Annotated in this window: 16 protein-coding genes; 5 read left to right on the top strand and 11 right to left on the bottom strand. The window is 49.5% G+C overall.

What is annotated here, in order from left to right; genetic code table 11:
* The first annotated feature begins 3 nt into the window (after window positions 1-3).
* A complete protein-coding gene (locus XMD564_RS10335; protein ID WP_173481049.1) occupies window positions 4-426 on the top strand; it encodes a heme-binding protein in 423 nt (140 codons plus the stop codon).
* Window positions 427-615: 189 nt separating this feature from the next.
* Here XMD564_RS10335 and XMD564_RS10340 read toward each other — a convergent pair whose 3' ends face one another.
* From XMD564_RS10340 to XMD564_RS10360, 5 genes are all read right to left on the bottom strand, one after another.
* On the bottom strand, window positions 616-1,344 hold the full coding sequence (locus XMD564_RS10340) for an RNA methyltransferase (RefSeq protein WP_173481048.1): 729 nt from the start codon (window positions 1,342-1,344) through the stop codon (window positions 616-618).
* A 69-nt stretch (window positions 1,345-1,413) separates the two neighbouring features.
* The gene (gene purB / locus XMD564_RS10345) at window positions 1,414-2,778 is read right to left on the bottom strand and encodes an adenylosuccinate lyase (protein WP_173481047.1); all 1,365 of its coding nucleotides are present in this window, start codon (window positions 2,776-2,778) and stop codon (window positions 1,414-1,416) included.
* Between the two features lie 296 nt (window positions 2,779-3,074).
* Entirely contained in the window at window positions 3,075-3,749 is a 675-nt protein-coding gene (hflD, locus tag XMD564_RS10350) for a high frequency lysogenization protein HflD (RefSeq protein ID WP_173494478.1), read from the bottom strand.
* The gene (gene mnmA, locus XMD564_RS10355) at window positions 3,750-4,871 is read right to left on the bottom strand and encodes a tRNA 2-thiouridine(34) synthase MnmA (RefSeq protein WP_173483678.1); all 1,122 of its coding nucleotides are present in this window, start codon (window positions 4,869-4,871) and stop codon (window positions 3,750-3,752) included.
* 4 nt (window positions 4,872-4,875) lie between these two features.
* Window positions 4,876-5,346, bottom strand: a complete 471-nt coding sequence (locus XMD564_RS10360) for an NUDIX hydrolase (protein WP_173481044.1) — start codon at window positions 5,344-5,346, stop codon at window positions 4,876-4,878.
* 86 nt (window positions 5,347-5,432) lie between these two features.
* Between XMD564_RS10360 and XMD564_RS10365 the strand changes: the two genes are divergently transcribed.
* Entirely contained in the window at window positions 5,433-5,891 is a 459-nt protein-coding gene (locus XMD564_RS10365) for a molybdenum cofactor biosynthesis protein MoaE (protein WP_173483679.1), read from the top strand.
* Here the strand turns inward: XMD564_RS10365 and XMD564_RS10370 are convergent.
* Both XMD564_RS10370 and XMD564_RS10375 read right to left on the bottom strand, forming a co-directional pair.
* The gene (locus XMD564_RS10370) at window positions 5,851-6,480 is read right to left on the bottom strand and encodes a pseudouridine synthase (RefSeq protein ID WP_173481042.1); all 630 of its coding nucleotides are present in this window, start codon (window positions 6,478-6,480) and stop codon (window positions 5,851-5,853) included. The genes XMD564_RS10365 and XMD564_RS10370 overlap by 41 nt on opposite strands.
* A 76-nt stretch (window positions 6,481-6,556) precedes the next feature.
* A complete protein-coding gene (locus XMD564_RS10375) occupies window positions 6,557-6,766 on the bottom strand; it encodes a cold shock domain-containing protein (protein ID WP_173481041.1) in 210 nt (69 codons plus the stop codon).
* Between the two features lie 195 nt (window positions 6,767-6,961).
* Between XMD564_RS10375 and clpS the strand changes: the two genes are divergently transcribed.
* Window positions 6,962-7,318 (top strand): ATP-dependent Clp protease adapter ClpS, encoded by a 357-nt coding sequence (clpS, locus tag XMD564_RS10380; RefSeq protein WP_217362057.1) that lies wholly within the window; start codon window positions 6,962-6,964, stop codon window positions 7,316-7,318.
* A gap of 11 nt (window positions 7,319-7,329) precedes the next feature.
* Window positions 7,330-9,594, top strand: coding sequence for an ATP-dependent Clp protease ATP-binding subunit ClpA (gene clpA / locus XMD564_RS10385; RefSeq protein WP_173508291.1), 2,265 nt, complete (start codon window positions 7,330-7,332; stop codon window positions 9,592-9,594).
* 24 nt (window positions 9,595-9,618) lie between these two features.
* Here clpA and infA read toward each other — a convergent pair whose 3' ends face one another.
* From infA to trxB, 4 genes are all read right to left on the bottom strand, one after another.
* A complete protein-coding gene (gene infA, locus XMD564_RS10390; protein ID WP_169450742.1) occupies window positions 9,619-9,837 on the bottom strand; it encodes a translation initiation factor IF-1 in 219 nt (72 codons plus the stop codon).
* 150 nt (window positions 9,838-9,987) lie between these two features.
* Window positions 9,988-10,713 carry an arginyltransferase gene (locus XMD564_RS10395; RefSeq protein WP_173508292.1) on the bottom strand — a complete coding sequence of 242 codons (726 nt, stop codon included), beginning with the start codon at window positions 10,711-10,713 and terminating at the stop codon, window positions 9,988-9,990.
* The gene (aat, locus tag XMD564_RS10400) at window positions 10,691-11,404 is read right to left on the bottom strand and encodes a leucyl/phenylalanyl-tRNA--protein transferase (protein ID WP_173508293.1); all 714 of its coding nucleotides are present in this window, start codon (window positions 11,402-11,404) and stop codon (window positions 10,691-10,693) included. Before aat ends, XMD564_RS10395 begins: the two co-directional genes overlap by 23 nt.
* Before the next feature lie 4 nt (window positions 11,405-11,408).
* Window positions 11,409-12,365 carry a thioredoxin-disulfide reductase gene (gene trxB / locus XMD564_RS10405; RefSeq protein ID WP_173508294.1) on the bottom strand — a complete coding sequence of 319 codons (957 nt, stop codon included), beginning with the start codon at window positions 12,363-12,365 and terminating at the stop codon, window positions 11,409-11,411.
* Between the two features lie 143 nt (window positions 12,366-12,508).
* On the opposite strand from trxB, the gene XMD564_RS10410 reads away from it, so the two are divergent.
* Window positions 12,509-15,022, top strand: a complete 2,514-nt coding sequence (locus XMD564_RS10410) for a DNA translocase FtsK (RefSeq protein WP_173508295.1) — start codon at window positions 12,509-12,511, stop codon at window positions 15,020-15,022.
* Window positions 15,023-15,025 lie beyond the last annotated feature (3 nt).

Below are 15,025 nucleotides of genomic sequence, written 5' to 3' on the forward strand. Positions count from 1 at the left end.
GCTATGTTTGAATCGGTTCGTTCTTTAACAATGGAAGCGGCACTTGAATTGGCTAAAACCGTTCAAGCTGAAGCGGATACTCAAGGGTTCGCCATGAATGTGGTTGTCGTCGATCGCTCAGGTCTGCCTTTAGTGGTACTCAGAAACCCTAAGGCGCCGGATGCCTCTTTGGAGTTTGCGGAGCGTAAAGCTTACACCGCTGCGAGCTATGGCTGGCCAACCGCTAAGTGGCAGGAGATTGTGGGTGAGCGTCCATTGGTGATGCAGGGGCTAGCGCAAAATCCTAAAGTCTCTCTGATCGCTGGTGGTCTACCCGTTAAGCTGGGCGATGAAACCATCGGGGGGCTAGGGGTAGCAGGTGCTAAAGCGCCAGAGGATCATGCGGTTGCCGCTGCGGGTTTAGAGGCGTTTTTGGAAAAGCCTTAATGCGTGTGTGAAAGGGAAGACGAGTTCAATAGATTGTTGTTGGAGCCTTATCGAAGATGAGGCGATGTCCGGTTTCGCGACCTCTGCGAGATCGCTCCTACGGGGGTTCGGCCATTTGCGATCGAGAATGCGTTCGATGGATTGTTGTTGGAGCCTTATCGAAGATGAGGCGATGTCCGGTTTCGCGCGTTAGCTTCCCTTGTTTTCGCGATCCAGGGTCTCTTCGACGGCGTTGAGAATGCCTCGTAACATACCCATCTCGGTTTTCTCTGGACGGGTGCGATTGAAGTAGCGTTTCAGTTTATCCAATACGCGTCCTTCGTGTTGAGGGATGATAAAGCTGACGCGACGTAGCACGCGCTCTAGGTGTTCAAAGAATAGAACCATCTCATGTTGGCGCGGGTAGGGTGCCTCTTCAACTTTTTCAGGTGCTAGGCGACTGGCACGGCGTAACTCATAGCAGACCAGTTGAATCGCCTGTGAAACATTCAAAACCGGGTAGTCCGGGTTGGCATCAATAAACAGGTGTCGATTACACATCAGCATCTCTTTATTGTTTAAACCCATAGTCTCGCGCCCAAAGATGATCGCGATTTCGCCGGAGTGTGATTCAGTATGAATCTGTTGTGCAGCGCTCTCTAAGTCTTGCAAGGGGAGGTCGAAGGTTCTTTCACGAGCACTGGTGCCGACCACCAGCTGACAGTCTGCAATCGCCTCTTCGAGGGTTGCAACTACCTTCGCACTCTCCAATAAATCTTTAGCGCCAGCGGCACGCGAAGTGGCCTCTTCACTTGGAAACTCACGAGGGTTGACTAGCCAGAGTTGGCCCAGTCCCATGTTCTTCAGTGCGCGAGCCGCCGCTCCAATGTTTCCAGGGTGGAAGGTCTCGACTAAAACGATTCGAATGTTGTTCAGCATGATGGGTGATCTGTTGTGTTAAACAATAAAAACGCCCCATAAGGAGCGTTTTATTCAGCGCTTCATCGATTAGATGCGAGACGCTTGTTCTGCTGCATTACCGACGTAAGTACCCGGTGTCAGTGTGCGAAGCTCTGCTTTAGCGGACTCTGGGATCTCAAGTGTTTCGATGAAATCGAGCATCACCTCTTTAGTCATCCCTTTACCGCGAGTCAGTGCTTTTAGCTTCTCATACGGCTCTTCAATCGCATAACGGCGCATCACTGTCTGGATAGGCTCAGCTAGCACTTCCCAGCTGTTGTCTAGATCTTCATCTAGGCGTGCCGCGTTCACTTCAAGTTTGCTAATGCCTTTCAGTGTCGATGCATAGGCAATCAGACTGTGGCCAAACCCGACACCTAGGTTACGCAGTACGGTTGAGTCTGTTAGATCGCGCTGCCAGCGAGAGATTGGCAGTTTCATGGTCAGGTGGCCCATTACTGCGTTCGCGATGCCCAAGTTGCCCTCTGAGTTTTCAAAATCAATTGGGTTAACTTTATGTGGCATGGTTGATGAACCCACTTCGCCAGCAATCGTTTTCTGCTTGAAGTAACCCCAGGCGATGTAGCCCCAAACGTCACGATCAAAGTCGATCAGGATGGTGTTGTAACGACAGACTAGGTCGAACAACTCAGCAATGTAGTCGTGAGGTTCAATCTGCGTCGTGTAGGGGTTGAAGTTCAATCCTAGACCTTCAATAAAGCTCTTGGCATTCTCTTCCCAGTCGATCTCTGGGTATGCGCTTAGGTGGGCATTGTAGTTACCAACGGCACCGTTAATCTTGCCAAGGTACTCGATGCTGTCTAGCTGCTTGATTTGACGACGCAGACGGTAAGCTACGTTAGCCATCTCTTTACCTAAGGTCGATGGTGAAGCTGTCTGGCCGTGGGTGCGCGATAGCATTGGCTGAGTGGCAAAATCTTGTCCGATCTTTGCAATGGCCTGTTCAATCGCTTCCATCTCTGTGCGCATTACGGCGACGCCGTTTTTCAGCATCAGTGCGTGAGACAGGTTGTTAATATCTTCACTGGTGCAAGCAAAGTGAACAAATTCGCTGATCGCGTTTAGCTCTGCATTGCCAGAGATCTGCTCTTTAATGAAATACTCAACCGCTTTTACATCGTGGTTGGTGGTGCGCTCGATCTCTTTGATGCGCTCAGCCTGTTCTAAAGAGAATTCTGCAACCAGTGTATCTAACAGTGCATTGGCTTCGCTGCTTAATGCAGGGACTTCAGTGATCTGCGGATGTGAAGCTAATTGCTGCAACCAACGGATCTCAACTTCAACACGGAAGCGGATCAATCCGAATTCGCTAAAAATAGTACGAAGGGCAGAGGTTTTGCTTCCGTAGCGGCCATCAACGGGCGATACGGCTGTTAGAGCAGTGAGTTCCATGAATGGGGTCTCTTGAATAGCGTGAATTTAAGGGTCGAGATTATATAGAAAAAAGCAGAGGTTGGGGAGTGTCTAAGGTTGTGGTGACAGGCTTTAGCCTGTCATCCGCTCTATCAGCAATTTCCAGCGCCTCCATTGGAAGCCCGTCAGTGGATGACAGGCTAAAAGCCAGTCACCGCAACTTCGCGCTAATTCGCTCCCACATCCGAGTTCCGTACTATATTTCTACGAAGCACAATTGTAGTAGCGAATTCAGCGAAGCTGAAACCGCAAAAGAACCTCGCAACGATCCTTAATTAATTCCGCTTCAGCTCTTGAAGAGCGTCACCGACGCGCGATCTAAAGAAGATCAGATGCCAGCGTTGGCCGCCAACCTGTCTCCAAAGAATAGCCGCTCGAATGCCTGCCAGTAGAAGGGCGCGTATGCGGGCTGCATTTTCATTGTTCTGCAGATTGCGTGGGTCACCCTGTACCTGAATTCTGAAATTAAAGTTGCTGATCGTCTCTTGATAGAGAGCGTCAATACCAGCTAGTACTGAACTGTGAGTAAATCGACTGGCATCGGTCGGTTCGTCATCACGGTGATTGTTCAGCCAGAAGTAGTCCGCTTTTTTTGCAAGCTCATCCAGACGCTCTGAAATGGTATTCAGGTAGTCGCTGTTCTTGGCCAGTTTGCGCTCCAATGTGATCAGGCTTAGTGCGTAGCGCATCACCATTGGTGAGTAAGCATTCTCTTTTTTATCAATAATTTGCTGTATTGAATTAAAGCCGTCATTAAGATTGATTTTAAGTTGCTGCCGGCCGCCGAAGATATCCTCAGTCGTAGCTGGGTTCATCTCGAACAGTGACGCGATAGAGACTTCGAAACTGCTGCTTGAACAGCTCCCTTGGCGCGCAATCTGATCGACGAGGTGGGCTGCTTGAAAGATGGCAGCCATTGCGATCGCCTGCTCCTGTTTTGCCCTCGACATCTATCTATCCCCCCAAGTCAGATCTCGTGAACTCTGTTCAATGACACCGCCGCCTAAGCAGAGATCGCCTTGATAGAGAACTAGTGATTGTCCCGGTGTAACTGCTCGTTGAGGTTGGTCGAAATAGACCTTGTAGCCCTTTTCATGCTTTTCGATGCGGCAGGCTTGATCCGCTTGTCGGTAACGGACTTTTGCGGTGCAACTCATCGGTAGCTGAGGCTCTTCACCGTTGATCCAAAAAATCTCGGACGCATAGAGCCAATCACTGTAGAGCAGCTCATTATCGATGCCTTGCACTGCGATCAGTTCATTAGCGTTCAAATCTTTACCCGCCACGAACCACGGCTCTTCGGAGTAGTTGGCCAGGCCACCAATGCCGAGGCCCTGACGCTGGCCAAGGGTGTAGTACATTAAGCCCTGGTGTTTTCCGATGACATCCCCAGTGGGTGTGACGATATTGCCTGGTTGAGCGGGGATGTACTGTTTTAAGAAATCGGTAAAGCGACGTTCACCGATGAAGCAGATACCCGTGCTGTCCTTCTTCTTGGCAGTAATTAGATCAAGCTTTTCAGCAATCTCACGAACCTTAGGTTTCTCCAACTCACCAACAGGGAATAGCGTCATGGCCAGCTCTTGGTGGCCCACTTGGTGTAAGAAGTAGCTCTGATCCTTGTTGGGATCTAGACCTTTTAACAGCTCGCCCTTTCCACCCTGCAGGCGACGACGTGTGTAGTGACCAGTTGCGATCATGTCGGCACCCAGTAGTTGTGCATACTCAAGAAAGGCTTTGAATTTGATTTCACGGTTGCAGAGGATATCTGGATTGGGGGTGCGACCCGCTTTGTACTCTTCTAAAAAGTGTTCGAAGACGTTGTCCCAATACTCTGCAGCAAAGTTAGCCGTATGAAGCTTGATCTCAAGTTTGTCGCACACCGCTTGTGCATCGGCTAGATCCTCAAGAGCGGTACAGTACTCAGTACCGTCGTCCTCTTCCCAGTTTTTCATGAACAGACCTTCAACTTGGTAGCCCTGTTCTTTTAAAAGGTATGCAGAGACAGAGGAGTCCACGCCGCCAGACATGCCGACAATAACTTTTGTCTCGGTGATCGATTTTGTGCTCATGAAGTCAGTCTAATTGATCGTGTATTAAATTAAGTGGGTAGCGTTTGCCTGCCAAATAGTCATCGATGCAGTCCAGTACCAGGTGGCTGCGTAAACGGTGCTTGTTCTCTGCTACCTCATCGCGCGTCATCCAGACCGCTTGGAGAATCCCCTCATCCAATGCTTGTTCAGGATTATGCGACAGCGCATTCGCGATAAAAGTCACCCTATGGAAGGTGAGATCTAATTCAGGCACGCGGTAGACATAGAGTCCCAGTAGGGCATCCAGTTCAACGCTCCATGCGGTCTCCTCTTCGGTTTCACGCAGTGCTGCTTGAAACAGAGTTTCTCCATTTTCAACATGGCCAGCTGGCTGGTTAAGCACCTTTTGATCGCCGTTGATGATCTCTTCTACCAGTAAAAAGCGATTCTCTTTCTCAACAATTGTTGCGACGGTCGCATGTGGAAACCAGCGGTTTGGTTTGGAGTCGTGCATCGTTTAACTATCTGCAATAAAATAGCTGATTATCATATCAGATTTTAAGCCGTTTCTAGGCGGTGTTTCTTAATTTTGAGGTCAGAATGCAAGATCGCATTGAAGTCGTTACGCAACCGATTGACAGTTCAGATGGTTTGACTTGGTTGAAAGAGTCACCAGAAGGGGTGGGGGCACTGGTCTCATTCACAGGCATGGTGCGTGAATTGCCGGATGCCGATTTAGAGTTCATGGAGCTAGAGCACTACCCAGGCATGACTGAAAAGGCCTTAGCCAATATAGCGACTCAAGCACGAGAACGTTGGCCGCTAAAACGTATCTATATTGTGCACCGAGTCGGTCCTATGGGGCTGTCCGAAGAGGTTGTGCAAGTGGCTGTGAGTTCGGCGCATCGCAATGCTGCATTTGAAGCGGCCAGCTTTATTATGGATTATCTAAAACGTGACGCGCCGTTTTGGAAGCGTGAGGTGAGTGATAAAGGATCGGTTTGGGTCGAGCAGAAAGCTAGCGACGTCGAGGCCGCGAAGAGCTGGGGCGACCGCTAGTCCGCCTGTTATTCGCAGGTTGAGTTCTCTTTTTAGGCAGTGGTGCTAGGTTAACGTCCAACTTTCGCCACTCGCCTGGTGCTAAATCATCGATTGTCCACTCACCCACGGCATAGCGAATCAAACGTAAGGTTGGAAATCCGACGGCCGCCGTCATTCGTCTGACTTGGCGGTTTTTCCCTTCACTGATGACCAGCTCAATCCAGCTGGTTGGTATGTTTTTGCGCTCACGAATCGGTGGTGTTCTTGGCCAGGGTTCATCGATCTGGATGATGTTTGCTTTGGCGGGGCGGGTTAAGCCATCTTTTAGCTCTACCCCTTGTCTTAGCTGATCCAAAGCCTGTTCAGTGATACTGCCCTCTACTTGAACCCAGTAGGTTTTGGGGAGTTTGAACTTAGGATGTGCGAGTCGGTGCTGCAGTTCGCCGTCACTGGTTAAGACCAGTAGTCCTTCGGAATCGTAATCTAAACGGCCTGCGGCGTAGATTTTGGGGATATCAATGAACTGTGCAAGCGTGTCTCTACCCTGATCATCGGTAAAGGTGGGTAGGACATTAAAGGGTTTGTTCAGTAGATAGAGGGTAGACATAGGGTAGGAGTACTCAAAACTTATCGCGCAGTGTACGCGATAAGTCTGCCAGCCCCAAGTCCCAGAATGAGCCCTTTTAGGCTACGTCGAACTGAATATTGATAGCGTGGTAGCCGCTCTCGACGGGTTTAGCGTCAAAGACGACCTCTTGACCCGCTTTAAGGGTTTTATAGCCCTCTTTCTGAATAGCACTGAAGTGTACGAAAAGCTCCTGATCAAACTGATCACACAGAATAAATCCAAAACCTTTGACGTTGTTGAACCACTTCACCTGACCTCTATGCATGACATCCTCCTATGCAATCTGATCTGTAACATGAGTGCGTAAACTGGTTAAATGAACGATCCGTAATGGGTTCAACACACTGACTGTTTGTTACACTTAAAGAGTATTTAGCGGGCGCTGGGTAATGAAGCGCTTTTCGAAAAATGCATAAACTCTAAAGCGGTAATTTTTTATATTTAGATTAATTTGGTGAAAATGAGTATTACAAAGCGTCATGCACAGCCTGAAATGTCCGATCAAGACGACGATCAACAGCATCCACCGGGATTGGCCACGGCTGAGGCGAAACCTGAATTGAAGCAACCCTCGCTCTATCGAGTGCTGCTCATGAACGATGACTACACGCCGATGGAGTTTGTGGTTCAAGTGTTAATGGGCTTCTTTAACATGAGCGAAGAGAAAGCCACTCAAGTGATGTTGGCCGTTCATACCCAAGGCAAAGGCGTCTGTGGCGTCTATACTAAAGATGTTGCTGAGACAAAAGCGGCACAAGTTAATCAGTATTCACGTGACAATAAACATCCGCTACTCTGTGAAGTAGAGCAGGCATAAGGAGATTCGCTATGTTGAATCGAGAGTTAGAAGATACCCTAAGTCAGGCTTTTCAATCAGCCAGTACGTCTCGTCACGAGTTTTTGACCGTTGAACATCTGTTATTGGCCTTGATCGATAATCGTCATGCGTTTGAAGTACTGGCTGCCTGCGGGGCTGACTTTGCTGCACTGGTCAATCAGCTGCACAACTTCCTTAAAGAGACAACGCCTCAGCTTCCCGATAATGTCGAAGCGTCCGAAACCCAGCCAACACTTGGTTTTCAGCGTGTCCTTCAGCGCGCGGTATTTCATGTCCAGTCGTCGGGCAAGACCGAGGTCACCGGCGCCAATGTTCTGGTTGCTATTTTCAGTGAGCAAGAGAGCCAAGCTGTTTACTTCCTTAAGATGCAAGGGATAGAGCGGTTGGACGTCGTGAACTTTTTATCGCATGGCGTTTCGGACAGTGAGTCAGACAATGAGCAGCAGTCTGCTGCAGCGGATGCGAAAGATGAGCAGAAACAGGAGAGTGCGCTCTCTAAGTATGCGATCAATTTAAACAAACAGGCAGCGGTTGGTCAGATCGACCCGCTGGTGGGGCGTGACTCAGAGGTTGAGCGTGTTGTTCAGATTCTGTCACGTCGTCGCAAGAATAATCCGCTGTTAGTGGGTGAGGCCGGTGTCGGTAAGACAGCCATTGCAGAGGGTTTGGCGAAGCTAATCATTGAAGAGCAAGTGCCTGATGTGATTGCCAATTCAGTGGTCTACTCCTTAGATTTGGGTGCGCTGGTTGCTGGGACGAAGTATCGTGGCGACTTTGAAAAACGCCTTAAGTCACTGCTAAACGAGATCAAAGATCAGCGCGAAGCGATTCTGTTCATTGATGAGATTCACACCATTATTGGCGCCGGCGCCACTTCGGGTGGCTCTATGGATGCCAGTAATCTGCTCAAGCCTCTATTAAGCTCAGGTCAGTTGCGCTGTATTGGATCAACGACTTTCCAAGAGTTCCGCGGCATTTTTGAGAAAGATCGCGCCTTGGCACGCCGTTTCCAAAAAGTGGACGTGTTAGAGCCTAGTGTCGAAGATACCTACCAAATTTTGAAAGGTCTTCGATCACGCTTTGAAGAGCATCACGAGATACGTTACACCGATGCTGCCCTGAAGTCGGCGGCTGAAATGGCGGATCGTTACATCAATGAGAAGCATCTTCCAGACAAGGCGATCGATGTCATCGATGAGGCGGGTGCTTATCAGCGACTCATTCCTGAAGAGGATCGAGTTGAAGCGATTGATGTGCCCGAAATCGAGACGATTGTCGCTAAGATCGCTCGAATCCCGCCTAAGTCGGTTTCAGCTTCTGACAAGCAACAACTGGCTAAGCTTGATACCAATTTGAAAATGGTTGTTTTGGGTCAGGATGAAGCGATCGATAACCTGTCGGCGGCAATCAAGCTATCACGTGCTGGACTTAAAGAGCCCAACAAGCCGGTCGGTAGCTTCTTATTTGCCGGGCCAACAGGTGTGGGTAAAACCGAGGTGACATCGCAACTGGCTCGTATTTTAGGTATTGAGCTGATTCGTTTTGATATGTCGGAATACATGGAGCGTCATACTGTCTCCCGATTGATCGGTGCGCCACCAGGGTACGTTGGTTTTGACCAGGGGGGTCTGTTGACCGAGGCGGTGACTAAATCACCGCACGCTGTTGTGCTGCTTGATGAGATAGAGAAAGCTCACCCCGAAGTCTTTAACCTACTGTTGCAGGTGATGGACAACGGTACCTTGACCGACAACAACGGTCGTAAAGCTGATTTCCGTAACGTGATTCTGATCATGACCACCAATGCCGGTGCTGAGGATATGGGACGTGCCAGCTTTGGTTTTGCTAAACAAGACCACAGCAGTGACGGTATGGAGGCGATTAAACGACTCTTTACACCTGAATTCCGTAACCGTTTGGACTCTATCGTTCAGTTCAAAGCGCTGACGAGAGAGATCGTGCGTGGTGTGGTTGATAAGTTCCTTATGGAGCTACAGGTTCAGCTAGACGATAAAAAGGTCAGTATTCATGCCAGTGATGAAGCCTGCGATTGGCTGGCCGAGCATGGCTATGATGAGAAGATGGGTGCGCGTCCAATGCGTCGCCTAATTCAAGAGAAGATCAAAAAGCCGTTGGCCGAGAAGATCCTGTTTGGTGAACTGTCGGAAGAGGGCGGATCCGTTGAGATTGTAGTGAACCCTGAAGGTGAACTCGATCTTGAAACCAGCACAGAAACAAAAATGGCCACTGTATAGTGGCCATTTTTTTGTAGGTCTCAATTAACGAGCGCGGTAAGTGATACGACCCTTGTTCAAATCGTAAGGAGTCAATTCAACTTTAACCTTGTCACCCGTAAGGATACGGATGTAGTTTTTACGCATTTTGCCAGAGATGTGCGCGATTACTACGTGACCATTCTCTAGTTCTACACGGAACATCGTGTTGGGAAGGGTATCGATTACCGTTCCTTCCATTTCAAAAGCGTCTTCTTTAGCCATTAATACCTACCTTTGGAATTCTTTACCAAGTATCGCTTAGCGTGGAATTGATCGCTTTTGTGCGTTACTTGACCTGAAGGTCGCGTATTCTGCACTAAATTGCTAAAAAAGTGAAATAGTTTAGGTCGTAGACTCTGGTCGGCTAGACAATCACTTGATCATATCGTCCGTGGCATCAACCCAAACATCATCCAGCAAGATCTCAATGGGTTGATACTGTGTTTTGTAGGCCATCTTTTTACAGTTTTTCACCCAGTAACCTAAGTAGTTGTAGGGAAGGTTAATCTGTTTTAGGTACTCCATCTGCCAGAGAACAGCAAACACGCCAAGGCTGCGTTGATCATGATCAGGACTAAAAAAGCTGTAGACCGCTGATAGACCATCAACGAGCTGATCGGTCACAGCGACTGCGAGCAGTTCACCATCAGTATCACGATACAGGTGAAACTGCGTGCTTTGGTTGCTCTCCACCAGAAAACTGATGAACTGATCTTGAGAGGGTGGGTACATATCACCGTCATCATGGCGTGCGTTGATGTAACGGGCGTAAAGATCGTATATCTCTTCATCGAAACGCGGTTCGATCGTCTCTACTAAGATGTCTCGGTTTTTATTCCAAATGCGACGTTGAGATTTTGAGCGTTTAAAACGATCGACCGGAATGCGCGCTGAGATACAGGCAGCACAGCCATCGCAATGGGGGCGGTAAACGTGGGTGCCACTGCGTCGGAAGCCATATTGAGTCAGTTGCGAGTAGGTCGGTTTATCTAGGGGGGCTTGTGGGTCAACGAACAGAGTTTTGGCTGTCGCTCGCTCTATATAGCTGCAGTCATGATCAGGCGTGACAAAAAACTTAAGCGTTTGCAGATTCGACATCGGGATACCAATTTCGCTTTGCCCAAGGATTATGGCTAGGAGTCCTTTTGCAATGTGTTAACAGCTGCTCAAACTCGGTCCGTTCGATCTCAACTGCACCCAGTGAGGCCAGATGTGGATTGTAGATCTGGCAATCAATTACAGCATAGTTCGCTTTTTCTAATTCTGCACAAAGAATTTTAGTGGCCAGTTTAGACGCGTCTGGTACACGCGAAAACATCGACTCGCCAAAAAAGAGTCGTCCGATCGCAATGCCGTATAAACCACCGACAAGTTGATCATCTTGGTAGACCTCTACAGAGTGGGCGATCCTTTGGTGGTGTAGCTCGGTGTAGGCGGAAATAATCTGCTCGCTTATCCAAGTGCCATCCTCTCCTCTGGGCGCAGCACACTGCCTAATAACCTCTTCGAACTGAGAGTCGATTCTGACGGTGAATTGCTCTTTTCTGAGGCGCTTTTTAAGCGATTTTGATTCGTGGAATTGTGTTGGGTAGAGCACGCAGCGGGGAGAGGGTGACCACCATAGAATCGGGTCGTCTTCGCTAAACCAAGGGAATATCCCCTGTGGGTAGGCGGCAGCTAACCAGGCTGCATTCAGCTCCCCGCCGGCAGCCAACAACCCGTTTGGGTCATCGAGTGCGAGGCGGGTGTCTGGGAAATAGGGCTCTCCCGGAGTGAGCCAGGGGATCATTGGATTACTTAGCTAGATCGTCAAGGTAGCGTTCTGCATCCAGTGCTGCCATACAGCCAAAACCAGCTGAGGTGATCGCTTGACGGTATGAGTGGTCAGCGACGTCACCGGCTGCGAATACCCCTTCAATACTGGTTTGAGTGGCGTTACCTTCAAGACCTGTTTTGATTTTAAGGTAGCCATGTTGCATATCCAGCTGGCCGTCAAAGAGTTCAGTGTTGGGTTTATGGCCGATTGCAATGAAGACACCTTGAGCGTCAATCTCTTGAGTCTCACCAGTTTCGGTACTTTTCACGCGAATACCGGTTACACCCATATCGTCGCCCAGCACTTCATCGAGCTGGTTGTTCCACATCAGAGTGATGTTGCCATTCTCAGCACGTTCAAAAATCTTATCTTGCAGGATCTTTTCAGAGCGCAAGGTATCGCGGCGGTGAACAAGGACCACCTCTTTTGCAATGTTCGAGAGGTAGAGTGCCTCTTCCACGGCCGTGTTACCACCACCCACAACGACTACCTTTTGATTGCGGTAGAAGAAACCGTCACAGGTTGCACAGGCGCTTACCCCTTTGCCTTTAAACGCCTCTTCAGAGTCCAAACCGAGGTATTGAGCGGAGGCGCCGGTTGCAATGATCAGAGCATCACAAGTGTAGACGCCAGTGTCACCGGTTAGACGGAATGGACGCTCCGTCAATTCAGCTTTATTGATGTGGTCGTAGATGATTTCTGTGTTGAAGCGTTCGGCATGCGCCTGCATACGCTGCATCAATTCAGGACCTTGAACACCCTCAGCATCACCTGGCCAGTTGTCGACATCGGTGGTTGTGGTTAGCTGGCCGCCCGCTTGCATGCCCGTGATAACAACCGGATTTAGGTTGGCGCGAGCTGCGTAGACAGCAGCAGTGTATCCGGCAGGGCCAGAACCAAGAATGATAAGACTGTGGTGTTTAACGTCAATCATAGAAATGTTTCCAAATAAGATGTCATAAAAATGGGTCTAAAGGGTTTATGGGGGTGAATCCCTTTTTTTCAATCACAAGACCTAACCTACCACTTTATGGTATTTTCCCACAGCATAAAGTTGATTGAATTAAGGGTATTTTTTTGAGTAGTAATCAATCGCTGTCAACATTGACGCTAACCACCCAGTTGAACCGTGTGGTTCGCGAAACCTTGCTGGTGTTACTGATCGGTTTAAACCTGCTCTTTATGCTGAGTTTGATCAGTTACGACACGCGTGATTCGGGTTGGTCACATCAAGGGTATCAATCAGAAATTAGCAACTGGGCCGGCTGGTTCGGTGCCTGGATCGCAGACTACTCGGTCTCCTGGTTTGGGGTAGTTGCGTTTGTCATTCCCTTTATTTTGGTTGTCCCTGCCTACCGTTGGTTGCGTCGTCGCTACATTGGCACTCTAGATATGTTGCCCTTTGTGGTAATGCGAACCCTGGGTGCGCTGTTATTTGTTCTTTCGGCCTCTTGTCTAGCCTCAATTCACATTAGCAATGCGGATCTTGGGTTACCTTTCTCCGCAGGTGGGATTTCCGGTCAAGCGCTGGGTGATTTTGCGGTTCGTTGGTTGAATGTAGCCGGTGCCACCGTCGTATTGTGGATTGCTCTGTTAATCGGCCTAACACTCTATGTTGACTCAAGCTGGCGTCAGGTATTGGATTCTATCGGTGGTGGGTTAGAGACGCTCTGGCAGAGTCTTTTTGCGAAGAGTGAAGAGGAGACTCAAAAAGCTACAGTCTCTGAGCGCCCTATGGAAGTTCGTGTTGCAAAAAGAGCTGCGATGCAACGGGTAGAGCCTGATTTTGACGTTGAGCCAGGTAGCATGGAATCCCTCCCGGTGGTCGATTTCGGAGAGCCTTCGTTTGACTCTTCGCGATCTAAACCGCTTGAGATCAAGACCATGGATGATCTGCCTGAGGGTTCTGAGGCTAAGTCAGACAGTGCAGAGGTTAAGCCTGCGTCAAAATCGGTTTTTGACGATGCTAACCGCGAGGATACTGAGAAGCGAACACCGAAAATCGTGCCGCTCTCTGAGACTCATAAACCCTTAGACAGCGATGATGATGCTGAGCCGGTGAAACCCAAAGCCGCTGTGAAGCCTAAGGTGAAAATTCCGAGTCTTGATCTGCTCGATCCACCAGAGATACAGACCGATCAGGGCTATACGGAAGAGGAGGTGGAGCATCTCTCTCGTCTTCTTGAGCAGAAGTTGAATGACTTTGGTGTCGTCGCTGAAGTGGTTGAGGTCAATCCCGGGCCAGTGATCACTCGCTTTGAGATTCAACCAGCTCCTGGTGTTAAAGCCAGCAAAATTTCAAATCTGGCCAAAGATTTGGCACGTTCAATGGCCGTCAGTGCCGTGCGTGTCGTTGAAGTGATTCCCGGTAAGTCGGTGATGGGTATTGAGATACCTAATCACTCTCGTCAGATGGTGCGTCTCTCTGAGGTGCTTAACTCTAAACCCTATCTGGGTGCAGCCTCTAAATTGACGCTGGCGCTGGGTAATGACATCGCCGGCAATCCTGTTGTAGCCAACCTTGCCAAAATGCCTCACTTGCTCGTAGCAGGTACAACCGGTTCCGGTAAGTCGGTCGGCGTAAACGCTATGCTTCTGAGTCTGCTCTATAAGGCGACACCCGAAGAGCTGCGTTTAATGCTGGTCGATCCTAAGATGCTTGAACTCTCTATCTATGATGGCATTCCACATCTGTTAACACCGGTGATTACCGATATGAAAGAGGCGGCCGGTGGTCTACGTTGGTGTGTGGCAGAGATGGAAGATCGTTACCGTCTAATGGCGAAAGTGGGTGTGCGAAACATAGCCGGGTTCAATGATAAGGTTCGTGAAGCGGCCGCTGCCGGTCAGCCTTTGAGGGATCCGCTATGGAATCCGATGGAGCAGGGGCTTTCACCGACAGACCCTGCGCCGGAACTGCAGACACTCCCTTACATTGTGGTGGTGATCGATGAGTTCGCCGACATGATGATGATTGTCGGTAAAAAAGTGGAAGAGTTGATTGCACGTATTGCACAAAAAGCCCGTGCTGCTGGTATTCACTTGATTCTTGCAACCCAGCGTCCATCGGTTGATGTTATTACCGGCTTGATTAAAGCCAACGTCCCGACTCGCATAGGTTTTCAGGTCTCCTCTAAAATTGACTCTAGAACCATTCTCGATCAGTCGGGTGCTGAGAACCTGTTGGGTAACGGCGATATGCTCTACCTGCCTGCCGGTACCAGTGTGCCAAATCGTGTTCACGGTGCGTTTGTAAGTGATGATGAGGTACACCGTGTGGTTGAAGCTTGGAAGGCTCTGGGTGAACCTGATTTTATCGATGCTATCCTAAACGGTGAGGCAGAGGGTGGCGCTGCAGCTGGCGGTGGCGGTGGCCTATTTGATGATGAAGCCGACCCACTCTATGACGAGGCGGTCGCGTTTGTCTTAGAAACTCGTAAAGCGTCTATATCGTCCGTACAGCGCAAGCTAAAAATTGGTTACAACCGTGCAGCTAGAATGATCGAAACGATGGAGGCGGCCGGTGTTGTCTCGCCACCAGGATCGAACGGTCAGCGAGAGGTTATGGCACCGGCAGGTCCAAGGGATTAACGA

The sequence above is a fragment of the Marinobacterium sp. xm-d-564 genome, from assembly GCF_013283345.1.
In the GTDB taxonomy this organism is placed as follows: Bacteria; Pseudomonadota; Gammaproteobacteria; order Pseudomonadales; family Balneatricaceae; genus Marinobacterium_E.